This is a genomic window from Bradyrhizobium sp. URHD0069, from assembly GCF_000701345.1.
Classification (GTDB): domain Bacteria; phylum Pseudomonadota; class Alphaproteobacteria; order Rhizobiales; family Xanthobacteraceae; genus Bradyrhizobium.
This window is the reverse complement of the sequence record NZ_JNIJ01000032.1, coordinates 1-25507: the sequence shown is the minus strand read 5'-3', so window position 1 is coordinate 25507 and position 25507 is coordinate 1. Positions and strand designations below refer to the sequence as shown.

At 61.4% G+C, this 25507-nt stretch carries 25 protein-coding genes and 1 pseudogene; 17 read left to right on the top strand and 9 right to left on the bottom strand.

Annotated features, from left to right (window positions below; all coding sequences use genetic code 11):
• Positions 1-18: 18 nt before the first annotated feature.
• The 4 genes from N554_RS36130 to N554_RS0119780 are packed head-to-tail and all read left to right on the top strand — an operon-like array spanning position 19 to position 5130.
• Complete coding sequence (locus N554_RS36130) at positions 19-573, top strand: (2Fe-2S)-binding protein (protein ID WP_051677592.1); 555 nt, start codon at positions 19-21, stop codon at positions 571-573.
• A 2-nt stretch (positions 574-575) separates the two neighbouring features.
• A complete protein-coding gene (locus N554_RS0119790; RefSeq protein ID WP_029585057.1) occupies positions 576-1553 on the top strand; it encodes an FAD binding domain-containing protein in 978 nt (325 codons plus the stop codon).
• Between the two features lie 8 nt (positions 1554-1561).
• On the top strand, positions 1562-3772 hold the full coding sequence (locus N554_RS0119785; protein ID WP_029585056.1) for a xanthine dehydrogenase family protein molybdopterin-binding subunit: 2211 nt from the start codon (positions 1562-1564) through the stop codon (positions 3770-3772).
• A 38-nt stretch (positions 3773-3810) separates the two neighbouring features.
• The gene (locus N554_RS0119780) at positions 3811-5130 is read left to right on the top strand and encodes an adenylate/guanylate cyclase domain-containing protein (protein WP_245283656.1); all 1320 of its coding nucleotides are present in this window, start codon (positions 3811-3813) and stop codon (positions 5128-5130) included.
• A 267-nt stretch (positions 5131-5397) separates the two neighbouring features.
• Here N554_RS0119780 and N554_RS0119775 read toward each other — a convergent pair whose 3' ends face one another.
• Positions 5398-6846, bottom strand: coding sequence for a M48 family metalloprotease (locus N554_RS0119775; protein WP_029585054.1), 1449 nt, complete (start codon positions 6844-6846; stop codon positions 5398-5400).
• Positions 6847-6932: 86 nt separating this feature from the next.
• Positions 6933-7667 (bottom strand): thermonuclease family protein, encoded by a 735-nt coding sequence (locus N554_RS0119770; protein WP_029585053.1) that lies wholly within the window; start codon positions 7665-7667, stop codon positions 6933-6935.
• Between the two features lie 307 nt (positions 7668-7974).
• On the opposite strand from N554_RS0119770, the gene N554_RS0119765 reads away from it, so the two are divergent.
• From N554_RS0119765 to N554_RS0119755, 3 genes are read left to right on the top strand one after another with little or no spacing between them, the layout of a single operon-like run.
• Positions 7975-8538 (top strand): Mpo1 family 2-hydroxy fatty acid dioxygenase, encoded by a 564-nt coding sequence (locus tag N554_RS0119765; RefSeq protein ID WP_029585052.1) that lies wholly within the window; start codon positions 7975-7977, stop codon positions 8536-8538.
• Positions 8535-9557, top strand: a complete 1023-nt coding sequence (locus N554_RS0119760) for an NAD-dependent epimerase/dehydratase family protein (RefSeq protein WP_051677591.1) — start codon at positions 8535-8537, stop codon at positions 9555-9557. The genes N554_RS0119765 and N554_RS0119760 overlap by 4 nt, the downstream gene beginning before the upstream one ends.
• Positions 9558-9607: 50 nt before the next feature.
• On the top strand, positions 9608-10234 hold the full coding sequence (locus tag N554_RS0119755) for a methyltransferase family protein (protein ID WP_029585050.1): 627 nt from the start codon (positions 9608-9610) through the stop codon (positions 10232-10234).
• 68 nt (positions 10235-10302) lie between these two features.
• Here N554_RS0119755 and N554_RS0119750 read toward each other — a convergent pair whose 3' ends face one another.
• Entirely contained in the window at positions 10303-11214 is a 912-nt protein-coding gene (locus N554_RS0119750; RefSeq protein WP_245283654.1) for a LysM peptidoglycan-binding domain-containing protein, read from the bottom strand.
• A gap of 179 nt (positions 11215-11393) precedes the next feature.
• On the bottom strand, positions 11394-12149 hold the full coding sequence (locus N554_RS0119740; protein ID WP_029585048.1) for a hypothetical protein: 756 nt from the start codon (positions 12147-12149) through the stop codon (positions 11394-11396).
• 734 nt (positions 12150-12883) lie between these two features.
• On the opposite strand from N554_RS0119740, the gene N554_RS0119725 reads away from it, so the two are divergent.
• From N554_RS0119725 to N554_RS0119710, 4 genes are all read left to right on the top strand, one after another.
• Positions 12884-14089, top strand: a complete 1206-nt coding sequence (locus N554_RS0119725; protein ID WP_029585045.1) for an ABC transporter substrate-binding protein — start codon at positions 12884-12886, stop codon at positions 14087-14089.
• A gap of 142 nt (positions 14090-14231) precedes the next feature.
• Positions 14232-15020: an enoyl-CoA hydratase gene (locus N554_RS0119720; protein ID WP_029585044.1), complete on the top strand. Its 789-nt coding sequence runs from the start codon at positions 14232-14234 to the stop codon at positions 15018-15020.
• 1 nt (position 15021) lies between these two features.
• A complete protein-coding gene (locus N554_RS0119715) occupies positions 15022-15786 on the top strand; it encodes a VOC family protein (RefSeq protein ID WP_029585043.1) in 765 nt (254 codons plus the stop codon).
• Between the two features lie 194 nt (positions 15787-15980).
• The gene (locus N554_RS0119710) at positions 15981-18098 is read left to right on the top strand and encodes an acetate--CoA ligase family protein (RefSeq protein WP_029585042.1); all 2118 of its coding nucleotides are present in this window, start codon (positions 15981-15983) and stop codon (positions 18096-18098) included.
• Positions 18099-18248: 150 nt separating this feature from the next.
• Here N554_RS0119710 and N554_RS0119705 read toward each other — a convergent pair whose 3' ends face one another.
• The 3 genes from N554_RS0119705 to N554_RS0119695 are packed head-to-tail and all read right to left on the bottom strand — an operon-like array spanning position 18249 to position 21364.
• Entirely contained in the window at positions 18249-19052 is an 804-nt protein-coding gene (locus N554_RS0119705) for an enoyl-CoA hydratase/isomerase family protein (protein WP_029585041.1), read from the bottom strand.
• A 44-nt stretch (positions 19053-19096) separates the two neighbouring features.
• On the bottom strand, positions 19097-20257 hold the full coding sequence (locus N554_RS0119700) for an acyl-CoA dehydrogenase family protein (RefSeq protein WP_029585040.1): 1161 nt from the start codon (positions 20255-20257) through the stop codon (positions 19097-19099).
• A 42-nt stretch (positions 20258-20299) separates the two neighbouring features.
• Positions 20300-21364: an acyl-CoA dehydrogenase family protein gene (locus N554_RS0119695; protein WP_029585039.1), complete on the bottom strand. Its 1065-nt coding sequence runs from the start codon at positions 21362-21364 to the stop codon at positions 20300-20302.
• A gap of 104 nt (positions 21365-21468) precedes the next feature.
• Here N554_RS0119695 and N554_RS42725 point away from each other — a divergent pair, with 104 nt between their 5' ends.
• Positions 21469-21597 (top strand): hypothetical protein, encoded by a 129-nt coding sequence (locus N554_RS42725; protein WP_256378746.1) that lies wholly within the window; start codon positions 21469-21471, stop codon positions 21595-21597.
• A 21-nt stretch (positions 21598-21618) separates the two neighbouring features.
• Entirely contained in the window at positions 21619-22401 is a 783-nt protein-coding gene (locus N554_RS0119690) for an SDR family NAD(P)-dependent oxidoreductase (protein ID WP_029585038.1), read from the top strand.
• A 31-nt stretch (positions 22402-22432) separates the two neighbouring features.
• Here N554_RS0119690 and N554_RS0119685 read toward each other — a convergent pair whose 3' ends face one another.
• Together N554_RS0119685 and N554_RS0119680 are read right to left on the bottom strand one after the other, a co-directional pair.
• A complete protein-coding gene (locus tag N554_RS0119685) occupies positions 22433-22711 on the bottom strand; it encodes a GlsB/YeaQ/YmgE family stress response membrane protein (protein ID WP_029585037.1) in 279 nt (92 codons plus the stop codon).
• A gap of 85 nt (positions 22712-22796) precedes the next feature.
• On the bottom strand, positions 22797-23363 hold the full coding sequence (locus tag N554_RS0119680) for a YidB family protein (protein ID WP_029585036.1): 567 nt from the start codon (positions 23361-23363) through the stop codon (positions 22797-22799).
• A 160-nt stretch (positions 23364-23523) separates the two neighbouring features.
• Here N554_RS0119680 and N554_RS0119675 point away from each other — a divergent pair, with 160 nt between their 5' ends.
• The 4 genes and pseudogenes from N554_RS0119675 to N554_RS0119660 form a co-directional block, all read left to right on the top strand.
• Entirely contained in the window at positions 23524-24525 is a 1002-nt protein-coding gene (locus N554_RS0119675) for a 2-dehydropantoate 2-reductase (protein WP_029585035.1), read from the top strand.
• A gap of 94 nt (positions 24526-24619) precedes the next feature.
• Positions 24620-24844, top strand: coding sequence for a hypothetical protein (locus N554_RS36125; protein WP_081851335.1), 225 nt, complete (start codon positions 24620-24622; stop codon positions 24842-24844).
• A 22-nt stretch (positions 24845-24866) separates the two neighbouring features.
• The gene (locus N554_RS36120; RefSeq protein ID WP_156042003.1) at positions 24867-25040 is read left to right on the top strand and encodes a hypothetical protein; all 174 of its coding nucleotides are present in this window, start codon (positions 24867-24869) and stop codon (positions 25038-25040) included.
• Between the two features lie 237 nt (positions 25041-25277).
• Positions 25278-25507: pseudogene (locus N554_RS0119660) on the top strand (IS110 family transposase); the annotation flags it as partial.

Sequence of the window (25507 nt, the reverse complement as noted above, 5' to 3'; positions counted from 1 at the left end):
GCTTTGTCACGCAGGGGAATGATACATTTGGCGGGCGTAACAGCGTCATTGGCGAGTGTGCCTTTGGCGATGGCACAATCAAGTAAGCCGGCGGCAGTCCCGGCACCTGCGTCGGATGTCGTTAGCTTCATCATCAATGGCGAGCCAAGAGAGCTCAGCCTGGATCCAAGGCAATCGCTGCTAGACGTCCTTCGGGAAAGGCTGGACCTCACCGGCACGAAGAAAGGCTGTAACCAAGGTGCATGCGGTGCCTGCACAATTCTGGTCAATGGCAAGCGGATCCTTGCCTGTTTGACACTCGCCTCCATGTATAGTGGAGCCCGCATAGAAACGATTGAAGGGCTCGAAAAAGACGGCGAGCTGCACCCCTTGCAGCGCGCCTTTATTGAACATGACGGTCTGCAGTGCGGCTTTTGCACATCGGGACAGATCATGTCCGGACTCGGCTGCATCTCCGAAGGGCACGCCTCCTCACCGCAGGAAATCCAGTACTGGATGAGTGGCAACATTTGCCGTTGCGGGGCCTACCCGGGCATCGTCGCTGCTGTCGCTGACGCAGCGCGGAGGACCTGAACATGCTCCCGTTTTCGCTCGAGCGAGCAAATAGCATCGAAGCCGCCATAGCCGTCGCGGCCTCTGGCGGGCGTTTTATTGCCGGGGGAACGACGCTTGTTGATCTGATGCGCGACGAGGTCGAACGTCCTGCCCGACTGATTGATATCAACTCGCTGCCGTTAGAAGGCATTCGCGTCGAAGGGCAGGAGTTGGTCATCGGCGCTCTTGCCCGGATGTCTGAAGTCGCGGCCAATGCCGATGTACGACGGCATCACCCGCTCATTGCAGAAAGCTTGATCGAAGGCGCGTCGCCGCAGATCCGCAATTTGGCATCAATGGGCGGAAACCTACTTCAACGCGCGCGCTGTCCGTATTTCCGTATGCTTGACGCTCCATGCAACAAGCGCACGCCCAACTCGGGCTGCTCAGCTCTTCATGGCTTGAATGCCGGCAGCGCGATTCTGGGCACCAGTGACTATTGCGTAGCAACACACCCGTCGGATGTGGCGGTAGCGCTGGTTGCACTTGAGGCAACGATGCGAGTCCGAGGCCCGAAGAGTGAACGAACCTTCCCTGTGGAACAACTGTTTCGCTTGCCAAATGATACGCCCCATTTGGAGCATACGATTCTTCCGAGTGAACTGATCATGGACATTCGAGTCCCCATCGGTCCGCGCGGTCAGAATGCAAGGTATCTCAAGGTTCGCGATCGAGCTTCCTATGAATTTGCCTTGGTTTCTGCGGCTGTTGCACTCACGCAGGAAAACGGATTGCTCAAGCATGTTCGAATAGCCGTGGGAGGGGTCGGGACCAAGCCTTGGCGGTTGCAATCCTGCGAAGCCGCGCTTATCGGGAAGAAGCTGGATCGTGAATCAATCGAGCAAGCCGCGCAGTTGTCGCTGAGAGGGACACGTCCGCTAGAACACAATCACTACAAGGTAGACCTCCTCCCTCGAACAATCGTTCGCGCTCTCGAAATGGCCGGAGGGCTTTCGTGACTACCGGTATGATTGGAAATCCAGTTCTCCGCGTCGATGGACGAGCAAAAGTTACTGGAGCCGCGCGGTACGCCGCTGACTTCAATCAGAAGAACCAATTGTACGCAGTCATAGTTGGGGCGACCGTCGGCCTCGGGCGTGTTACCGCAATCGACGTCGCTTCGGTGAGCCGCATGCCTGGTGTCGTTGCGGTGATCAGTCACCTCAATGCACCAAAGTTAGCCTACGGCACTCACAAGGGCTCTATTGATCCCGCTGTTGGTGAGAGGCTGCATGTTCTGCAAGACAATCAGGTCCGTTTCTTTGGACAGCCAATCGCCGTCGTTGTCGCTGAGTCTTTGGACATCGCTGAAAGAGCCGCTGCGGAGCTCAAGGTTAGCTACTCCCGGCAGCAACCAGTGATTGATCCAAAGGATCCGAAGGCGCAGCAAGTTACCCCGGACCCTCGTGGTCGCGTTCATGCAGACCGATCACGCGGCAACGCTGATGCCGCAGTTGCAAGCGCGCCAGTTAAAATCGATGAACGCTATGACACGGCTCGCGAAAATCACAATCCGATGGAGCCTCACGCAACGATCGCTGCATGGAACGGCAATCGGCTGACGCTTTGGAGCAAGAGCCAGTTCGTCGTGAACGAGCAAGCTGAGATTGCCGCGATCTTTGGCATCCCTGTACAGCAGGTTCAGGTCGTTTGTCCCTTTATAGGAGGTGCATTCGGGACCAGTCTTAGAACCTGGCCACACGTCACCTTGGCCGCGATAGCCGCTCGGCATGTAGGGCGCCCCGTAAAGCTCGTTCTGTCACGTAAACAGATGTTTTTCACGACGGGCCATCGACCCCGAACATTGCAGCGTGTCGCGTTGGGCGCCACCTCAGATGGCAAGCTGGTAAGCCTGATCCAGGAAGCAAACGGCGAAACGAGCCGCTATGAGCAGTTCGTGGAGGCAGTTACTTCAGCTACTAACTATATGGTCTCCTGTCCGAACGTGAGCACCCGCTACCGACTCTCGCCTCTCGATACCAGCACCCCGACATACATGAGAGGTCCAGGGGAGGCGACCAATATGTTTGCGCTCGAATGCGCGCTGGACGAGCTTTCTTATAAGTTGGGCATCGATCCAATTGAGCTACGCCGGAGGAACGAGCCTACGGTTGACGAGGAAACGCAGAAGCCATTTTCAAGCCGTTCGTTGATGCACTGCTATACGGAAGGTGCTGAACGGTTTGGGTGGGCGCGGCGCGATCCCAAACCGCGCTCGATGCGAGACGGTAGACTACTCATAGGCTATGGAGTCGCGTCCGCCACCTATCCAGTATTCTACGCGCCGGCCAACGCGCTAGCTCGGTTGTTGCCGAGCGGAATTGTGGAAGTTGAAGCTGCAGCAAGCGATATGGGTCCTGGCACCTACACGTCCATGACGCAGGTCGCAGCCGAAACCCTCGGTCTACCCATGGATCAAGTTCGATTTCGCCTTGGCTATTCAGTCTATCCAGCAACGCCACCTCATGGTGGTTCGATGACCATGGCCTCGGTCGGGTCGGCTGTTCGGGCGGCATGCATAGAACTCCGCCGGCTTGCTGAAGGAGCCGCGGTCGCCGCCCCCCAATCGCCAGTCTTCAAAGCCTCGGTTGAACAGCTTGAGTGGAAGCAGGATCGGGTGTACCGCCGCGAGAATGCTGGATCAGGCATCTCTTATCGAGAGATTGGAAACAGAGCGGGGAAGCCGATTGAAGCACAGGGTTCTTCCGATCACGATCCTGAATTGCCGAAGCGATACTCGATGCATGCCTTCGGCGCAGCATTTATTGAAGTCGCGGTCGACCCAGACGTCGGCACGATCAGAGTACGTCGAACTGTTGGGGTATATGGAGCGGGTCGGATTATCAATCCGTTCCTGGCACGCAGCCAATGCATCGGCGGCATTGTGGGCGGAATTGGCATGGCGCTCATGGAGAGCACGGCTTTAGACCCCCGCGACGGACGTATCGTCAACGCGCATATGGCCGACTACGTAGTCCCGGTTAATCTCGATATCTCGAACATTGATGTATCGTTCGTCGAGGAGAATGATCCCCACGTCAATCCCCTGGGGGTAAAGGGACTCGGCGAAATCGCTATTGTTGGCATCGCGCCTGCGATCGCGAATGCTGTGTATCATGCAACGGGCAAGCGAATCAGAACGCTCCCCATCCGGATAGAAAATATGCTGAGCCACTAGCTCATGCTTCAATCCCGCTCGGGCAGACAGGGAAATGCGTGATCGGCGAAACTGCATCGCGCGCTCATAACTTGGCCGAAGTCGAGGCGACTTTTGCCAGCGCAGAACGAAAGGGCTTCCGTCTGGCCGTCCTTGGCCGAACGGTTGCTCTGATCCCGATTGGCGTTATCCACCCTCTGGGATACCAGCACCCAAACAACATCTATATTGCGGCGATAATCCTAGCTGCGATCGCGGTTGGTTTGGCTCCTCTGGGATTAGTTGGTACCCGGTACGAACGCGTCAGTCGCTATGCCTTCTTCAGCTTTGATATGGCTGCGCTTAGCGCGATTTTGGCGCTGGTCCCTATCAGCAGCGGCGGTAATGTCCCTCAGAATCTGGTGTTCTCGACTAGTCGCGGCGAGTATTTTTTTGTCATCCTGGCCATTTCCACTCTGGCGCTATCGCCGTTCCTAGTCCTCTGGACAGGACTTTGTGGCGTCGTTGGACTTGCTGCTGCGACATTTTGGATCGCCGCCGGCATGGATCACATTTTCACCTTTGGTGACCTTCCTATTGCTCCTTCCCGGGACGCCTTCCTTGGCACCGTGCTGAATCCGGACTTCCTCGGCGTCTCTGTTCGGATCAACGAGGGGGTAAATATTGCCTTAGTTAGCGGCATCGTAGCTCTGGCGGTATACCGTTTTCGTAACGTCGTGCGTGACAATGCGATAGCGGAGATTCAGCGGATTCGGCTCAGGAATCTGTTCGGCCGCTTTGTGCCCGCCCAGATTATCGAGCAACTTATCATTGCAGGCCAAGTGAACCCGCAGACACGTGAGGCGAGTATAATTTTTGCCGACATCGAAGGTTTCACCCGCCTGTCCGAGACGCTGACGCCCGAACAGGTCGTCAAACTCTTGAACAGCTTTTTCGGCGAGGCTTCGCGCATCATTGATGGCAACGGGGGCGTCGTCATCAATTACGTTGGAGATGCCATCATTGCGGCATTCAACGCGCCCCTTCCCTCGGAAGACTACTCTGCAAAAGCGGTTCAAACAGCCCGCATGCTGCTCAACTTGGTCGCGTCACGTGAGTTCGAAGGCCATCGCCTATCTTTGCGTGTTGGAATCGCCACGGGCCAGGTCGCGGCCGGCAATGTTGGCGCTGCAGAGCGACAGACCTATACCCTTTATAGTGATACTGTGAATTTATCACAGCGGCTTGAGCGGATGAACAAGGAGCTCGGGACATCTTGCCTTATCTGCGGCGATACTTACGAGGCGATGAATCTAGATGAGACGGATCTTGTTTCGATAGGGACAGTCCAAGTCCGCGGGCGTCAGCAAACTGTTCAGGTTTTTAAACTGTCCCGGTAGCTAATCGGACGCCGCCACCCTGACCAGCGAAAGACTGGCTCTTGCAGATCAAGCTCTACGCGCTCGCGCTTTTTGGAAGCGTAATAAACACCCTTTGGAAGGAGGCCCGTCCAGGCCCAATCTTTATGCTAGACTAGAGACCTTCTGCAACCATGAACGCCGGGTGTTGAGTCCCGGCGTTCGCCGGGACGACGACGGTGGGCTGATCGACCACTCTCTACCGGCGCACTTCCTCTACCGACGCACTTCGCTTGATGACGGTTCGCGTCAATCCACCACGATCTTCACGCGGTCGCGCGCTTTCACCTGCGCATGGGCATCGAGGCCGTTCAGGATGCGAAAGCGCTCCGCCGGGCGGTCGACGCCGGACATGCGGTGTGACAGCGATTCCACGGTGTCGCCGGGTTGCACGGTGATGACCTTGATGCGCAGCGGCCGAGCCGCCTGAGTTTCCTCGAGCGTCAACCGGCGAAACGAATTCACGGTTTCGCGCGCGTTGCGATCGCTCTCGGTGGTCTTCTGTCTGGCGGCGAAGATGAAGCGGTAGACGTCGCTGCCGAAACGCAGCGCATAGACCCTGAATTGCCACTGATCGCCGTGGGCGGTCGCGGACGCCGCCGGAAAACCGTTGATCGCCAGATCTTCGGTGGAAGCCTTGTCGACGCCTTCCATCCAGCCGGAATTGAGATATTCACCGAGCGTCTGCTCCGACGGAACCCGCACGACATCGAACCGCATCGCTTGCGCGCCGCCGTCGCGTACGCCGATCACGGCCTGAGCGGTATTGTCCAGCGTGAAGGTTTCCGGGGCGGCGAAGGTGAAGCCGAGCTTGGGATGCAGGAAGCGGCGGCCGCGAACGAATCCTTCGCTCGGATCCTCGCCGTAGACGATGTTGTCGATCGCGGCGAGATAGGTTTCGCGATCGCGTTCGCCTCCCTCCGGCGAGGTGTACTGCCTGGCGTTGTTCTGCGCGTTCTGCACCCGCTCGGGGGTTGCCGGGTGCGACGACAGAAAGTCCTGCGCGCGCGGATCGAGCTTGCTGGCCTTCAGCGCGGCATTGCGTTCCATCGATGTCAGGAAACGCGCGGCGCCGTAAGGATCGAAATGGGCGCGCGCCGAAATGCCGACTCCGATACCGTCGGCCTCGAACTCCTGCGCGCGCGAGAAGCTTGCCATCGTCAGCTTGGTTTTTGCGAGCGCAAGCGCGGTCAGGTCCGGATCGTTGCTCATGTCGGTCACGACCCGGGTGACGATGGTGGCCTGCCGCGCCTGGTCCTCGCGGATCGATGCATGCTTTGCCAGCACATGCGCCATCTCGTGCGACAGCACCGAGGATAGTTCCGACGTATCGCTGGCCAGCGCGATCAGGCCGCGCGTCACGTAAAGCTGGCCGGTGGGAAGCGCGAACGCGTTCACCGCGCCGGAATTGAGGATCGTCACTTTGTAGGCCTGATCGGGACGATCGGAAGCTGCGACCAATCGATTGACCGTCTTGCTGATCAGCGCCTCGAGCTTCGGATCATCGTAGGCTCCGCCATAGGAGGAGAGAATTCGCTCATGCTCGCGTTCGGCGGCAGGTGACGGCGCAACCGCGCGCGCCGGTTTGGCGGCGATTGCGGCCGGGGAAGCGGTCTGGAACCGGCCCATATCGCCGCAAGAGGCGAGGGCAAAGGCCGCGCACAGCAAGCTGGACGCAGCCCAAAGGCGGCGGCTCATCCTTCTCTCGCGCCGTCCCACAAACTTCGCCACCATCGGCACTCTTATAATTCGTTGAGCGAGCCAATTCTAATTTGTTCAGCGGGCTAATTCCCGGCGAGCAGCTCAATCTGCCCCACCCGGAGTACCTCGATTCGCGGGCCGCCCCGCGCCTCGACCCAGCCGCGGACGCGAATACGTCGATTTTCGAAAGATTTGAGCAAAATTCCGGCGGCCTCGAACGCCGGGATCATGCGTCTCGAAATAGTCACGGCAAAGCCTCGTGTCCAGTTCCGCCCGAAATTCAGGTAAGTCGTCGCCCCAGCCTGCCGCACAGACAAAACTTTGCCTTCGACAATCGTAAAGCGCCCAGTCTCGGCCAAAATATCGCCAGAACTTTCCGCGTTTTTTATGGCGGCGGGATCCGCCCAGGTTCCGCGTTTTGCCTGGCGCGCCTCTGCCTCGGCGTCTGTCAGGATCCGGACACAATCTTTGTTCGTCACGGAGGTGGAGACGAGCGCGTCGCCCTGCGCCAGCAGCAAGGCCTGAACCAGCGTTTCGGGCGCGCCGAGAAACACGAAAGCGGGCTGACGGCCGTAACGATCGGGCGTGTCGTCTTCGCCGCGCAATGCCACGTCGCGCCCTGCAATGATCGCCGACAGTGCCGATGTGCGATTGGCGTTTTCGGCAACCACCGGCTCGATGCCGGCGAGGCGGACCTCGCGGCCGTCCTGCAGGCGAAATGTTCGCGCGTCGATGATTGCGGCAACGCGGCCTTCACCCTGCGATGCGAAGGAACATCCCGCCGCATCCGCAGGAGTGGCTGCGGCCGCCCACAACATGAGGCTGGGCGGCAACACCAGCGCCAAAAATCCGCCGCAACGCGCTGCCGTTCTGGTCACCGGTTTCATGACGCTGCTCTGCAGCCGGGTAGCCGGCTGAATTCCTGTATGATTTCTGTGTATGCGACGTTCTGCTGCATCCGATCTGCGACAACACCACCGCCTCCGCCCTTTGACTTGGGCCCGCTCCCAAGCTTAAGTACCATCGTATGTCTGACGGGGGCTAGCCAATGAAGCGGGAGCGTCTGATTTTTGTTGTTCCTGGTTCTGCGGCGTTGCCGCAAGCGAGAGCAGAAGCGAGCGCCGCATGAACGCGTATTTCCGGCGGCAGCTTGCGGATTACGTCGAGTATCACCGTGATCCCTGGAATTGCGCGATGCACGTGTTCGGCATCGTATTTTTGTTCCTGGCCGCGGTTCTCCCACTCAGCTCGTGGCCGGTCGGCGCATTTGGCATTCAAACCAGCGCGGCGACCATCGCGGTCTTGCCGGTTCTGATCTACTGGTTCCTGCTTGATGCAGCCCTTGGAGCCGCGATCCTCGGTGTCGGCGTCTTGTTGCTTTCCGTCGCGGCGATGATCGTGAACCATTCGACTGCTGCCGCTATGTGGTCGATCACGGCCGTGTTGATTGTCATCGGCATCGTGTCGCAAGTTGTCGGGCACCAGGTGTTCGAACGTCGACAGCCGGCGTTGAGGGACAATCCCAGCCATTTGCTGCTCGGACCGATGTTTGTGATGGCGAAATTGTTCATCGCGCTCGGCTTCCGGCACGATCTTGCAGTTATTCTCCAGCAAGTTCCGCAAGCAGCGCCGCACGGCGCTTCGCTATACGCCGAGAAACACCAGGGCGAAGTGCACCCACACTCATGACACTGGTACTCGTCACGGGCGGCAGCGGCTTTATCGGACAGCACCTGGTTTCGGAGCTCGTCGCGCGAGACCGACAGGTGCGGGTTCTCGATCTCAAGCCGCCGGTCTGCGCCTTGCCGGAAGTGCACTATGTCAAAGGTTCGGTGCTGGATTCGGTCCTGGTGGATGATGCTCTGGACGGCGTCGATCAGGTCTATCACCTGGCCGGCCTGCCCGGTATGTGGATGCCGCGGAAGAATGATTTTCATGCCGTCAACTACGGCGGTACAGAGGTGGTGATTGCTGCGGCGCGCAAGCGCGGCATTGCTCGGTTCCTGCACTGCTCGACCGAATCGATTCTTTTCCGCGCCTCGCCGTCGCAAGATGCAGTTGCGGACGATGCGCTGCTGCCAGCGGACGGCATGCCGGGCCCCTATACGCGTTCGAAAATGCTTGCCGACCGGCTCGCCATGCAAGCTGCGGCATACGGTTTTCCGGTGGTCGTTGGCTGTCCCACCATGCCGATCGGGCCAAACGACCACAACCTCACGCCACCGACGGCGATGCTCCAACACTTCCTCGGCGGGCGTCTCAAATTGTATGTTGATTTCATCTTGAATCTCGTCGACGTGCGCGATGTCGCGGCCGGGCTGATCCTTGCCATGGAACGCGGGCAGGTTGGGCATCGCTACATTCTCGGCGGCGAAAGCATCCCGCTGAAGGACGTTCTCCGGCTTGTGGCCGCTGTCAGCGGCCGTCGTGGTCTGCTCATTCCGGTTCCCGGCCGTTTAGCGGAAGGGGCCGCCGCGATATTGGAGTTGATCGCCGATCACGTGACGCGCCGGCCTCCCTCCGGTACGGCCGAAGGTGTTCGTATCGCGTTGCGGGCAACTGCGTTATCGACCGAAAAAGCGCAGCGCGAGCTGGGCTACGCGCCCCGGGCCGTTGAGCCCGCATTGCGGGAGGCCATTGCCTACCTTCTTGGCGCCGGCGCCAATGGATTGAGTTCCGCTCCGAGCCCGGCTTATTCGACGGTATAGGACGAGCCACGGCTCTGGCGTTCGATCTAATTGCGTAATACTGTCCGCGAATGCTTCACGATCCCGGTCATTTGCTAGCTGTCGTCTGGAGTGGATGGACCGCCACGTGGCCCACCCAATTGTTGGCCATCATCTGGATTGCGTGGCTTATCAGCTGGGTCGTGGCGTCGTTCTGGTCCGGTCGAACGCAAAAGCACGTGATGACCTGGGACTCGCGTTCCTACCGCATTCCTATTCTCGCGGGAGCGGTGCTATTTACGCCCTGGACGGCGCAGGTCTTGGGCGAGAAGCCGCTCTGGCAGTTTGGCAACGCTGGTATCTACGTGCTTGCTGCGCTGACCTTGGCCGGGATCTCGTTCACGTGGTGGGCGCGAATTCATCTCGGGCGTTTTTGGTCGAACGCGATCACGCGCAAGGAAGACCATCGGGTTATTGATACCGGCCCATACGGACTTGTACGCCACCCGATCTATACAGGACTGATCGCGGGAATGCTGGCAACGGGTGTTGCGGTTGGAACCGTGACCGCAATGCTGGGTGCGGTGCTGATCTCGCTCGGCATGTGGCAGAAGGCGCGCATGGAGGAAGGTTTCCTCACCGACGAACTCGGCGCGGACGCATACGGGACCTATTGCCGCCGCGTCCCGATGCTCGTGCCGTTCCTGCCACCGCGCTAGATTAGTCCCTCTTTAGTCCGCCATCCCTCTAGCGCCCATCCCTCTAGCGCCGTAGGGCCGCCTGCGCCTTACCGCTTCGACGGCGACTGCGCGGAACTCGTGAGCAACGGCTCGAGGCGGCGCGGAACGATGACGCGTTGGCCAACCGTCAGCGGTGCACTGTCCGACAGACGATTGATCTGGGTGAGCGCCCACAGCGGCACGCGGTTAAGCGTCGCGAGCGTTTGCAACGTATCGCCCGAACGGGCGAACAGCGGCTTGCCACTGTCCCACAGCTCGACCGGAGCGTCGGGGGGAACGACATAGCGAAGCGGTACCGCCTCGCCTTCGGCCTTCGCGGGTGTCGTCGCGATCTGCGTAATCGCGGTGACCAATTGTTCGTGGATGGAATCCATCTTGTCGATATTGATGTGGGTGACTTCCTCGTGCGCCGAAAGATCGAAGCTTGCGTAGTGGCCCTGATAACCTTGTTTCGCCACCACGTCGCCGCCACCCAACACGCTGTTCGACAGGAAAATGTTGATAAAACGCTCGACGTTGAGCGGCACGTTGGGGCTGACGTGAGCCGGATCGACGGTGACAACCAGGTTTACCGGGATGTTCTCGTCCTGGAGCACCTCCGCGAACTTCAGGGCACAAAGCCCGCCCATCGAGTGGCCGATCAGGATGATCGGAGCCGGGTCGTCGCGGTAATCGCGAATAGCCTGCGCGGCAATAAGCCTACAAATCGTGAATTCGTAGACATCGGCCCTGATACCGGCCTGTTCGAGACGTTTGGTCAGACGGTCCATCCCGCGTGAAAAGATCGGACCGAGCGCGCCACGGAACAGATAGACGCGCCCCCGCGGCTGCGTCGCCTCCACCGTTCCGACAGGCGCGGCCGTTGCAGCGGCGGCCTCCCTCGACGTGGTGTTCGGGGCCGCCAGCGCGTGATCGAAGCCGGCCGAAAAGATGCAGGCGGAAAGCATCGCGCCGATCACAACGGTTGCAGCCTGAATCGGATTGATCATGCGCTTTCCGCTTGCACCTTCGACGCACAGGCACGCCAGGCCACGACGCCAGCGCGCGAATGCACATCACTGCGCCAGGACGCCTTATTGCGGAGGAATTGGTGGAATTTGCGGCGCGCCGGCGCCGGCCGGGCCACTCGGCAGGAGAATCAGTTGCGTACGGCCGCGGCAGCGCTCGTCCCGCTAGAACGCTGCCTGGCCGCCCTTGCTGCCGGCTGCTGCTTCGGCGCCCCGGGAGCCGCTTTCGGGCGGCTAAAGGCTGCCGCGGTGATGGCGCTGATCACCTTCTGCTGGATGATCTCGTTCTTGTCGATCGAGATGTGCCCGACACCAGGCACTGTCTGCACGTTGACATTCTCCAGCGTGCCCTGCAGTTGCTTGGTCTTCTCGACCGGAGTGCCGGCGCCATTGGCGATATAGAAGTTTATATAGCGCCCAACCCGGCCGTGCAGGCTGGTGCGAAAGACCGAATCCAGGCCTATCGCCAAGGTAACGGGGGCGCCGAGCTGGTCCAGGCGAGCGACCATGTCGGGCAGCGCCGTCGCACCGGAGGAATGCCCGACCAGAATGATGGTCCGCACCCGCCCGCTCCTGTATTCCGCCGCGGCCTGGTCTGCCAGCGATGACCAGGAGACGAAGTTGGCGACAGTGACAGGAATGCCTTGCTGTTCAAGCTTCGCCGCGATTTGATCCAGGCCTAACGAAAAAATGTTGAGCACGCCGCGGAGAAGATAAACGTGGGCCTCCGATGGGCGCGACGCGGGAGCCGCATTCGCCGTACCGGCAGCGATCGAAGGCACCAGGAGCAGGAGCGCTACAGCCGCCGCTTGCAGCCGACGCCGCGACGGCCGACCCAGGAAGGAAAGCCCGCCGACAAATTCCCTGTAGCCGCCAGATGGCTTCATTGGTCCTCCTCAAGGGCACTCCGGCCCGCAGCGTTGGCGGGACCGTAGCCCTCGCATGCTCGCACCTGCAACAAGGGCGCGATCGGGCCGACAAATTTGTTCACGCGGCGTGTCTCCGGCGCAACACCAATTTCGAGATTCTTCCATGTTTTTTGCTGAATGCGGCGGACGGAAGGCATACGATTTGTCCGCCGGGAGTTTGCTGCCGGCATTGCGCCCGGCTTGCGCATATTTTTTCTGATCGCATCGAGTTTGGAACCCTCCCGCGAGTTCTACCGCAAGCTTTTGCCGTTTCCGGCATGAAACCTGTGATCGACACCGACACGACTTATTGCTGCGTCGGCGGACGCAGGGCGGTCGTGATCGGCGCGCGGGCACCCAGGCATGCAGGGTCGCGCCTTCGAGTAAGATAGCGTCGGTCTGCACCACCTTCGCTTTGGCGTGCGCGGGCGCGCCGACGTCGATGAACTGCACGGCTTCATCTGCTCGCTCGCCGTGAAGATCGTTGGCGCGCCGCGAGAGGATCAATGGGCGCCGGGATATTGCTCGCTGCTGTCCGAGGATGGACGGAACGCGCGCGGCCGTGTCCAGGCATTGATCATTCCGCTTTGCGGAAAATGCGCGTGATGCAGAATCGCCGCAGAACTGCCGCGGCTTGCCGCTGCCTGACGCTTGCGGCATGATCGCGGCAACGCAAATAAAGCGCAAAGCAGCGGCATGCAGGGAGGTTTCTAATGAAACGGGTTCTGTCCGGTGTTCTCGCTTCAGTGCTGGTTTTGGCAGCCTCCGCGGCCGTTGCGCAAAGCAAGCCTCCGCTAAAGCTCGGTGGCATCCTCGACATGTCCGGTCTCTATGCCGACATCACCGGCCCGGGCAGCGAGACCGCCGCGAAGATGGCGGTCGAAGATTTCGGCGGCGAAGTGCTGGGCCGCAAGGTCGAGATCATCGCGGCCGATCATCTCAACAAGGCTGACCTTGCCGCCAACATCGCCCGCGACATGCTCGACAATCAGGGCGTCGAGATGATCTTCGACGTGGCGGCGTCCGCAACCGCGCTGGCCGCGGGCGAAATCGCGAAAGCGCGCAACAAGATCATGATGTTCAACGGTCCCGGATCGATCCGGCTGAGCAACGAAGCTTGCGGTCCCTACACCGTGCATTATGTGTTCGACACTTTCGCACAGGCCAACGTCACCGGTCTTGCAGCCGTCAGGCAGGGCCTCGACACCTGGTTCTTTCTTACCGCCGACTACGCGTTCGGACAGGATCTGGAAAAGGACACCGCCAATGTCGTGGTGAAGTCCGGCGGCAAGGTGCTGGGCAGCGTCAGGCATCCGCTCAACACGTCGGATTTTTCATCCTATTTGCTGCAGGCGCAAAGCTCGAAGGCCAAAGTGATCGGGCTCGCCAATGCCGGCGGCGACACCATCAATGCGATCAAGCAGGCAGCCGAGTTCGGCTTGACCAAAAGCGGCCAGAAGCTCTCGCCGCTGCTCGCATTCGTCACCGATATCGACAGCGTCGGCCTCGAAACCGCGCAGGGGCTGCTGCTCGCCGAAGCGTTCTATTGGGATCTCAATGACGACACCCGTGCTTTCTCCAAGCGCTTCATGGAGCGTGTCAAGCGGGTGCCAACCTCGGCACAGGCGGGGGTCTATTCGTCGGTCACGCATTATTTGAAAGCCGTGAAAGCCGCAGGCACCACCGACGCAGCGGCCGTCATGAAGATCATGAAGGAGACCCCGATCAACGACTTCTTCGCCAAGAACGGCAGGATCCGCGAAGACGGCCGTATGGTGCACGATATGTATCTGTTCGAGGTCAAGAAGCCGTCGGAATCCAAGGGGCGCTGGGACGATTACAAGCTGCTCGCGACCGTCCCCGGCAACGAGGCGTTCCAGTCGCTCGAATTGTCACGCTGTCCGCTGGTGAAGAAATGACGTGAGTGTGCGAGAGCGCGCAGTCAAGGAAACCGTCATTCCGGGTTCGATGCTTCGCATCGCCCCGGAATGACGACGCAACTGCTTCCTTGCTTCGCTCCTCGCAGCAACGAAAAACGAATAACAACGAAGGCAACAATCCATGAACGATATGGTCCTGCAAAAGCTCGATCGCGGACTGCTCACCATCACCATGAACCGTCCCGATCGGCGCAATGCGCTCAATCCGGACATGACGCGGGGTCTGGTCGAGGCGGCGCGGCGCGCGGCTGAGGACCACGAGGTCCGCGCCATCCTTCTCAAGGGCGCGGGCGGCACGTTCTGCGTCGGCGGTGATGTGAGATCGATGGCGGAGGGGCTGGCGCCGTTGCCGTTCGAAGCCAGGATGGCCAACCTTCGCCGCGGCATGGAAGTCTCGCGCATTCTTCACGAGATGCCGAAGCCTGTGGTGGCGCAGGTCGATGGCGCGGCCGCCGGCGCCGGCCTTTCGATCGCGCTGGCCTGCGATCTCCGCATCGCCTCCGCGTCTGCCAAGATTACCACTGCGTTTGCCAAGGTCGGTTTGTCCGGCGATTACGGCGGCACCTATTTCCTGACCCATTTGCTCGGCAGCGCCAAAGCACGCGAGCTTTATCTGACCTCGCCGGTGCTAACGGCGCAGGAAGCCTTCGCGCTTGGCATGGTGACGCGGGTCGTTCCCGACGCCGAGGTCGAAGCAGCCGCGCACGAGCTTGCGATGTCGCTGGCGCAAGGGCCCTCGGTGACGCTCGGCTACATCAAGCGCAACATCAACAACGCCGAGCATATGTCGCTGGAGGCCTGTTTCGACGCCGAAGCGATCCATCACTCGCGTTCAGGTGAGACCGCCGACCACAAGGAAGCCGCAAAGGCCTTCGTCGAAAAGCGCAAGCCCGTGTTCTCAGGCCATTGAGATGGCTAGCTATATGAGATTGCGGCAAATCTGCCTGGTGGCGCCGCATCTCGAGCCTGTTGTCGGAGATATCGCCGGGATCATGGGGCTGAACGTCTGCTATCGCGACGGCAATGTCGCGAAATATGGCCTGGAGAACGCGCTGCTGCCGGTCGATACCATCTTTTTGGAAGTGGTCGCGCCGCTGCAGCCCGGCACCGCGGCGGGGCGCTCTCTCAACAAGACCGGCGGCCGCGGCGGCTATATGGCGATTTTCTGCTGCGACGATCCCGACGAACGCGGCGAGCATGCCAGGAAGATGGGCGTGCGCGTTGCGAACGTCATCGATCACGCGCCCTATCATGGCGTGCAGCTGCATCCGCGCGATTGCCGCGCCGCGTTCATCGAATTCAACCACACAGACGGCAGCGACGAGGTTCTCGGTCCGTATCCGCCGGCTGGACCGGACTGGCAGCAATCGATCCGCAGCGACGTGACGCAAGCCTTGATCGGCGTGGAGATGCAAAGTCCGCAGCCGCGGGCCCTTGCCGAACACTGGGGCAAGATCATCGGGATTGCCCTGAGGGAGAGCAAAACCGGTGAGCCCGAGCTGGCGCTGCCCAATTGCAACTTCCGCTTTGTCCGCGGCGCCAGCGAGATCATCAGCGGCCTGATGTTTCGGGTCGGCGACATCCCGGCGGTGCGCGATTCCGCACGGGCAAGAGGCTATGCGGTGTCGGGCGATTCGTTTGATCTCGGCGGCGTTACCTTCCGCCTTGCCACGTGACTTTCGCGCTCGTTTTGTCGTCATTGCGAGGAGCGAAGCGACGAAGCAATCCATTGTTCCTTTATGCGGCCTTCCTTTACACGGCGATATGGATTGCTTCGCGGAGCCTGTCATCGGGCTCGCCGAAGGCGAGACCCGGTGGCTCGCAATGACGATCTCTCAAGGACCAAAGCAAGAATAAAAGGACGTCCCAAATGCCGCATCCGCTCGACAGTTTCTTTTCGCCCGAAAGCATTGCGCTGATCGGCGCATCGCGCGATCTGGAGAAGATCCCGGGCCGGCTGCTGTCGATGCTGCGCAGGAACGAATTTCCGGGCAGGATTTATCCGATCAATCCCAATTACGGCGATATCGACGGGCTGAAATGCTATCCCTCGATTGCCGATGTCGGACAGCCGATTGATCTCGCCATCGTCTGCATTCCGGCGCGCACGGTGCTCGGCGCGCTCGAGCAATGCGCCGCGGCGGGCGTCAAGAACGCGGTGATCATCTCGTCGGGATTTGCCGAAGAGGGCGGCGACAGCGCCGCGATGCAGGACACTATCGCGGCGCTGGCCAAGAAAACCGGCATGCGGATTTCCGGGCCCAATGCGGAAGGATTTTACAGCGAAGTCCAGCGCGTCGCCGCCACCTTCAGCCCCACCGTGGAGATCAAGCCGGAGGCGCCGCGGCTGATCGCGACCAGGCGGCGGATCGGCATTGTCGCGCAAAGCGGCGGCATCGGCTTTGCGATCTATCACCGCGCCAAAGCGCTCGGCATCGCGCTCAGTTATGTCGTCAGCGCCGGCAACGAATCCGATCTCGGCGCCGGTGAGTTCCTCGATTACATGGTGCAGGATTCCTCGACCGACGTGATCCTGCTGTTCATCGAGGGCATTCGCGACGTCGATAAATTTCTCGCCGCCGCCCGCCGCGCCGCGGAAACCGGAAAGCCCGTCATCGTCACCAAGGTGGGTCGCTCCGGCGCTGGCGAGCGCGCGGCGGCCTCGCACACCGCCAGCATGGCCGGTTGGTCTGCGGCCTATGACGCGGTGTTCGCCAAATACGGCTTTATTGTCTCCAACGATCTCGATGAGGCCGTCACCATCGCCGCTGTCCTGACGACTAGCCCGATGCCCAAAGGGGATCGCGTTGCCGTGCTCACAGTGTCGGGCGGCGCGGGCATCTGGGGCGCGGATACCGTCTCGATGCAGGGTCTGCAGGTGCCGGAATTGTCTGAAACGATCCAGGCGGAAATCCGCGCCCTGCTGCCGTCCTATGGCACGGCGCGCAACCCGATCGATGTCACCGCGCAAGGCGTGCACTCCGGCGGGTTGCAGAAGAGCATCGACCTGCTCTCCGTCTCGGACGACGTCGACGCCATTCTGGTGGTGCTGTCGCTGTCGAGCGACACGCGGATGCCGTTCAAGCAGGCGGAACTGAAACCGGTGATCGACGCGCAGCACAAGCCGGTCGTGTTTTACTCCTACACGCTGCCATCTGATTTCGCCCGCAAGGAGCTTGCGGCGTCGGGCGCCGTGGTGCTGTCGGGGTTGACCCATGTCGGCGTGGCCATGCGCCAGATGGTTCAGCGCGCCAGCTTCAAGCTTGCGCCGCCGGCCGGGATGTCGGCGGCCCCGCCGTGCGATGTCTCCGCGCATCTGAAATCCGCGAGGCTTTCCGAAGCCGACAGCAAGGCGCTGCTGCGCGAGGCCGGCATTGCATTGGCCGACGAGGTGCTGGTGACGGTAAAAAGCGCGCTGGACGATGCGATCGCCCGCACAGGCTTTCCGATTGCGATGAAAATCCAGTCACGCGATATCCCGCACAAGAGCGAAGTCGGTGGCGTGCGCGTCAACATTGCAACCAAGGGCGAGGTGTTCCTGGCGTACGGCGCCCTGCTGGAGAGCGCGCGCCGGCATCGGCCCGATGCCGCCATTCAGGGCGTCCTCGTCAGTCCGATGGCGAAAAAGGGCGTCGAGATCATCATCGGCACTATGCAGGATGCAACTTTCGGTCCGATGATCATGGTCGGGCTCGGCGGCATCACCACCGAATTGTTCAAAGACGTGATCTATCGGCCCGCGCCGGTGAGTGCGACGGAGGCCTCCGCCATGCTGGCCGAGCTCAAGGCCGCGCCGCTGCTCGGTGGCTTTCGGGGCGCCGCGAAGGCGGACATTCCGGCGCTGTCGCAATTGATTGCGCAAGTGTCCGTGCTGGCGACGGCCTATCGAGACCACATCTCGGAAATCGAGATCAATCCGGTGCTGGTGCATCCGGAAGGACAAGGCGTCACCATCGTCGACGCGCTGGTGGTGCCGAAGAGTCGCTAACCTCTCCACGGTCGTCCCGGCGAACGCCGGGACCCATAACCCCTGGCGTCGGTGATGAAGGAAGGTATCTGACACCGTGCCGAAACTTGAGTCCGCGCCGTATGGGTCCCGGCGTGCGCCGGGACGACGAGTAAAAACGATTGGCTCGCCTCACCGCCCCTTGAAATTCGCGACGCGGCGCTCTTCCGTGGCCTTGACGCCTTCCTTGAAGTCTTCCGTCGCGCGCAGGCGCGTTTGTTCGGCGAGCTCGTGGGTGGTCGCGGCCATCACGCGATCGGCAAGGCCGGCGCGCATGGTGGCGCGGGTCGAGAGCAGGCCGAGCGGCGAACACTCGGCAATTTCCTGCGCCAACTTCATAGCCTCCGCGCGCACCTGATCCTGCGGCACGCAGACATTGGCGAGGCCCATCTTGGTGGCTTCCTCGCCGGTCAGCCGGCGACTGGTGTAGAAAATCAGCTCGGCGTTGTTTTTTCCCACCAGCTCGGGAAGCGTAACCGTCAGCCCGAAGCCCGGATGAAAGCCGAGTTTTGTAAAATTGGCGGCGAACCGCGCCTCGGGGCAGGTGACGCGAAAATCCGCCGATACGGCAAGCCCCAGTCCGCCGCCGATGGCTGCGCCATGGACGGCCGCGACGATGGGCTTCTTGTTGCGGAAGATCCGTACCGCCTGGATATAGAGATGGCTGATCTGGCCGAGGCTGTCAGCGGGATCGGATTGTTCGCGCGCCTCTTTCTCCTGCCGGGCCGGATCGCTGAAATTGGCCCCGGCGCAGAACGCCTTGCCTTGCGCGGCGAGAACCGATGCGCGGACTTCGATATCGCTGTCGAATTCTTCCAGCGCATCGGCGATCTGGTTGATCAGGGAAATATCAAAGAAGTTCAGCGGCGGCCGCCGGATTTCAATGATGCCGACGTGCCCGACCTTTTCGACGCCGATGTCCGTAAACTTGCTCATGTATAGCCCTCGATTGTAAAGAGTTGGCGCAGTCCGCACCGCTCCTAGCGCAAGCCAAGCCCGCGCGCGATGATGCCGCGCAGTACCTCGGTGGTGCCGCCCTGGATCGTCAGCTTGGGCGCGGTCTTGATGGCAAACGACAGTTGATTTTCCAGCGTTTCGTGGTTCGACGCATCGGCATCGACGAATGCGGCGAGATCGCGAACCCGGTGCGGCAGCTGCTGCTCCCACACCGTGCCGATGTCCTTGACGATCGAGGCTTCCACGACGGGCTCTTTGCCCGCTTGCAGCATGCCCGCGACCGACACCGACATTCGCCGCATGGTGTGAAGCTGCGCGACCAGACGCCCGATGCCTTCGGCGCTGCGGGTATCGGGCTTTGATCCGACGGCGCGCACCAACTCGGTCAGCACGTAGTAGGTTTCCAGGAAGCGTTCCGGGCCGCTGCGCTCATAGGCGAGTTCGCTGGTGGCCTGCTTCCAGGCGCCGTCGATTTCGCCCAGCACATGATCGTCGGGCATGAAGGCGTCGGTGAACACCACCTCGTTGAATTCGAATTGCCCGGTGATCTGCCCGATCGGATTGACCTTGATGCCCGGCGTTTTCATGTCGACCAGAAACTGGGTCAGGCCGTGGCGGCGGTTCTCTTTGGTGGGCGGCGAGGTACGGAAAATCGCGATCATGTAGTCGGCGATGTGTGCCGACGACGTCCATATCTTGGAGCCGTTGATCAGCCAGCCGCCGTCGGTTTTGGTCGCCTTGGTCTTGGCCGCGAACAGATCGGAGCCGGAATTCGGCTCGCTCATGCCGATCGCGAAGCAGACTTCGCCGCGGCAGATGCGCGGCAGGATATCCATCTTGATGTGCTCGGGGGCATATTTCAAAAGCACCGGGCCGCTTTGCCGGTCGGCTACGAAAAAGCGCCGCGTCGGCGCGTTGGCGACGCGCATTTCCTCGGTCACCACATAGCGCTCGAGGAATGTGCGCTCGTGGCCGCCATATTTTTTCGGCCAGGTCATGCCGAGCCAGCCGCGTTCGCCGACCCGGCGGGAAAATTCCGGCGCGTCGGCATCTTCGCGATTGGGCTTGTGCGGATCGAAGGTGCCTGCGGCGATTTCCTCGGCAAGGAACGCGCGCACTTCCTGGCGCAGCTTTTCGCATTCGGGCGGCAGGCGGATCGGATCGAAACGGAGGGCTGCGGTCATTTCTTGGTCTCGACTTTCGCGCGGGCAGATTTTTGCCGGATGTCAGCGCGAGGCCACGAGCGGCCATAGCTCGTCGGCGCCGCGCGCGGCGACCATTTTGCCGAGCTCGACCGCCCAATAGCTCTCGGAGCCGAAATCGTCGCGCCATGCCAGCGCGCGAAGGGTATAGCGATGCAGGATGTGCTCGATCGTAAAGCCGATCGCGCCATGCACCTGGTGGGCGATCGCGGCGCCCTTTTCGGCGGCCTCCGAACAGCGGATCTTCGCAGACGCCGCTTCGAGGAAAACGGCATCGTCGAACGAGGTGCTGTTGGCAAGGGTATCGGCGGCCGAGGTCGCGGCCGTAAGCGCCGCCGCCGACTCGCCGGCGAGCTTTGCCAGATTGTGCTGCACCGCCTGGAATTTCGAGATCTTCTTTTCGAACGCGACGCGCTCGTTCGAGTAGCGCACGCTGATGTCGAGCATCGCCTCCAGCGCGCCGGCGATCTGCAGGCTGCGCGCCACCCCGCCCATCAGCATCAGCTGTGTCTGGTCGAAGTCCTTCGGCGCGGGCTTGATGGCGGCGGGCGCAACATTGCTGAACGTCACGGTGTCGCTGCCGTCGCCGGCGAGATTGAGACCGGCCTCGATCCGGCAGTTGGCCGTATCGACCAGCGCTATCGAGAGACCGTTGGCACCGCTCGCGAGCACGGCAATATGTTTTGAATCCTTGGCGAAGGGAACGCCGCGTGCGCGCCCGGACAGGGTACCATCGGCGCCAATCGCGATGCGGTCCTTCGGCGTCGCCGGCGCGACCGTCATCGCGCCTTCGGGCGAGGCGATCTTTGCGTGCGACAGCAGCCATCCCGCCAGCATGGTCTCGGCGAGCGGCACCGCAATCGCGAAACGCCCGGCCGCGCCCAATACGCTGAAACCCTCGGCCATGCTGGCGCCCGAGCCGCCGCAATCTTCAGGCACCCACGACAGCGGCAGGCCGGCTTCCGTCAGCGCCTGCCACAGCAGCGCTTTCCAATTGCCTTTCTTGTCGAGGTTGATGGTTTGCGCGTCGGCGAGATCCGTGAAGATCTTCTCCGCGGTCTCGGCGACAATGTTCTCACTCTCCGCCACAGCATTCCCCGTCTTGCGATTCCGCACACATCCTGCTTGCGCAATTTCGTCCATGCATGGGGTGCGATCTTTCTCGCACGGCATGATGAGGAAAAGCCGCTGCGATGACAAGCGCCGATGTCCGCAAGCGCCCCTGCAAGGCCGGCATGAAGGGATTAATTCCGCGCAACGGTTTTTGCCGATTTGCAGGCATTCCGAAGTTAGCTAAAGAGGGCGACACTGGCGGTGCTTGATAATCAAATGAGGGAATGCGGATGTCGAAGGATGGTTTGTGCGCGATTGTAACGGGCTCGGCCTCGGGTCTCGGGGCTGCAACCGCGGCGATTTTGGCCAAGGGCGGCGCACGCATCGTCGTCAACTATTCCTCCAGCCAGAAGGAAGCCGAACAGACTGCCGATCTTTGCCGCACGGCGGGCGGCGAGGTGGTGGTGGTCCAGGGCGACGTCTCGCGCGACGAGGATTGCAAGCGGATCGTCGCGGCGGCCGAACCGTGGGGGCATCTCGATGCGCTGATCAACAATGCCGGAATCACCAAGCATATGCCGCACGATAATCTGGATGGATTGTCGGCGGAGGATTTTCAGCGGCTGTTTGGCGTCAATACCATCGGCCCGTTTCAGATGGTGCGGGCGGCGCGAAGCCTGCTGGAAGCCGGCGCCAAGGCTGCAGGGCGGCCGTCCGCGGTCGTCAACGTGTCGTCGGTCGCCGGCATCAGCGGCGTCGGCTCCTCGATTGCGTACGCCGCCAGCAAGGGCGCGCTTAACACCATCACTTTTTCACTGGCGCGCGCGCTGGCGCCCTTGATCCGCGTCAACACCGTCTGTCCCGGCTATATCGACACGCCATGGTTCACCAAGGGTCGCGGCGAGGCCGGCGCCAGGCAGGTGCGCGATGCAGTGGTAGCGAAAGTGCCGCTCAAGGTCGCTTCAACCGCTGATGATATCGCCGCGCTGGTGTGTTTCCTCGCCACGCCGCAATCAAGCAACATGACCGGCGAACTGGTGCGCATGGATGCCGGGCTGCATCTCATCACATGAGACTTGTCATCACGTGAGACTTGCGCCGCTTCTATCTACTACCCGGATCGGAAATCACGCGGCTCGCCACCAGACGGTTCCAGATGAACAGCACCACCAACGCGCCGATGGTTGCGGTGATGAAGCCGGCGCCCTGGTCGGGACCGTAATGACCGATGGCCTGGCCGATGAAGGTCGCCAGAAATGCGCCGGCGATGCCGAGCACCGTGGTCAGGATGAATCCGGTGGGACTGTTGGGACCCGGCGATAGCACGCGCGCGATGATGCCCGCGACGAAGCCGACGATGATGACCCAGAGAATGCCGCCCATTGCTGTCCTCCTCTGAAAAACAGAATCTCAAAAAGCGGGTGCCGATGCCGCGGGGACGCGACATCGGCGGAACTCAAATCCGGCCCTATAGTTCGTCTTTGGTCGGCAGTCGTCCGTCGGGGGTCAGACGATCGATCACGTCCGGCAAATATTGGCTGAGGCCGTTGAGCAGTTCGTCGTGCGACAGGCCGGTTTGCGATGCCACTGCATCGATCTGATCGGCGCCCAAAGCGCGGCCGAGATCATTCGGCGAAATCTGCTTGTTCGGGCCCTTGCCGACCCATGAATCGGCGGTATCGCCCTGGCCGTTCTGCTGGAATTGCTTGAGCAAGTCGCCGAGCCCGCCGCTGATCACGCTTCCGGCGGCGCCGCCGGCGAGCAGGCCGCCCAATCCGCCCTTGAGGAGATCGCCAAGACCTCCACCCATTCCGGCGTCCATTCCACCGGGCAGGCCGGCATTGACGGTATTGTCCGGAGATGGCGCCGGCGCTGCTCCCGGTTGGCTGCCGCCGAGATGTTTGACCGCTTTGTAGGCGAGCAGGGCAAGGATCGCCATGGTGATCGGCGACATTCCCCCGCTGCTCTGCGCGTTAGGATCGCTCGGGCCGCGCGGGCCCTGCTGCATGCCGTTGAGTACATCGAGTAAACCCATTGTTCTCTCCTGGCGCGTGCCTGCCCCGCGCAAAGGATAAGGGTGGGCCATGACCGTTACAAGGCGCGGCCTTCGCGAACGACGGCGCGACCGCCCCTCGGTAGGCAGTGAAGGCGAAAGTCTGCTATCGAAGCTCGAAGTAACTGGATGGAATGGCGGAATGATTTCGAACAAGCCAATCGCCATAGCCGGCGCCGGCAGCATCGGCTGCTTTGTCGGCGGCATGCATGCTGTTGCCGGCCGCCGCGTCGCACTGCTGGCGCGTCCGCGCGTGATCCAGGAAATTGAAAAGAACGGGCTGCGGCTGACGAGTTTTGAAGGCTTCGATCAACGGATAGCGGCGCAGCACCTGGCGCTGTCCGAAGACCCCCGGATACTTGGCGATGTCGGCACGGTACTCGTCACCGTAAAGAGCGCGGATACGCCTGAGATCGCGGAGGCCATTGCAAAGCATGCTCCCGCGGACGCCATCGTCGTCAGTCTGCAGAACGGCGTCGGCAATATCGCCGTGTTGCGCCAACGATTGCCGGGGCGGCGGGTGCTCGCCGGAATGGTGCCGTTCAATGCGATCGCGTTGGGTGGCGGACGATTTCATCGCGCCACCTCGGGCGATATCGTTATCGAGCAGGATGATGCCGCCACAGCGGATCAGCTTTCGGTGCCGGGCCTGAAAATGCGCCCCTCGCGCAACATCGACGGCGTGCAATGGGGCAAGCTATTGGTCAATCTCAACAACGCGCTCAACGCGCTGGCCGATCTGCCGCTGCGCCGGCAACTGATGCAGCGCGCATGGCGCAGGCTGTTCGCCGAACAGATGGCGGAGGGGCTCGCGGCGATCAAGGCGGAGGGCATCAACCCGGTGTCGTCGACGCCGGTGCCGGCACGCTTGACGCCGCATCTGCTGCGGCTGCCTGATACTGTATTCGCTCTGCTGCTCGGAAGTACGATGAAAATCGATCCCGAGGCCCGCTCATCGATGTGGGAAGACCTGCAGCGCGGCCGTCGCACCGAAATCGACCATCTGCAAGGCGTCATTACCGAGATCGCCGACCGGCACGGGCTGCAGGTCCCGCTCTCGCGCCGCGTCGTCACGCTGATCAAGAGCGCGGAAGGGGCAGGCAAGGGCTCGCCCGGACTGACGCCGGAGCAGATCCGGCCGTAACGTCGCAAGTTGCGTCGAATGCCTTGAAATGGCGGCGATCGACGACGAATCTGGATCAAACGGCCGCGCACCTGCGGCCGCCGGGAGGAACGACATGAGACGAATGCTTGCGGCTTTTGCTTTTGCCGCTGTTGCGGCGCTCGGCGGCAGGACTTTGATCGCGCCTGCGAATGCCGCGCCGCCGACCGTGACGCCGTCGCCGGGATATGACGCGAGACTGCAGGAGCAGCGGGCCGCGCGAGCCATGCATGAGCCGGTCGTGCGCTATCCCAAACCGGTGTCCCGACGTCCCGTGAAGCGAATCCACCGCGCCCATTAAAGCAATAGCGATGCGATGCAGGATGAGGCTGTTTCTGCTCGCGCTCTCGTTTGTTGTGAGTTTTGCTGCTTCAACCGCGGCTGCGGACTATGCCAGCGAGAGCCGCTTCCACGCCGCCATTACGGGACCTGCGACTGCGCGTGCGTTGGGTGTTGTCGTCATGCCCGCGAAGGCGGGCATCCAGTCATCACTGTAGGTCCAGCCTGGCAGAGCCATCGCCCCACGGTAGTTCGGTGGTTACTGGATTCCCCGCCTGCGCGGGGAATGACGACGATAGTTGGCGGGACATAGCTCAGCTACCGGCGCTGATTGTTGTGAAAGGTATCTAACCAAGTGCCCTACCGATAGGGCACGGCTGATGGGGTGGACGGCCCCCTACGGCATCAGTGTGCCAGAATGAGGTTGTTGCAAATCTCAGACAAGGGAGCCGTCCGTGGACCAGATTATCCGCATTGGAATGGATACGTCGAAGCATATTTTTCAGCTGCATGGGGTCGATGCCGCGGAGCGGCCGGGGTTGCGCAAGCGGCTTCGGCGCAACGAGGTGTTGGTGTTTTTTGCCAAGCTGCCGCCGACGGTGATTGGAATGGAGGCGTGCGGCGCAGCGCATGACTGGGCGCGGAAGTTACGCAAGCTAGGCCATGAGGTGAAGCTGATGGCGCC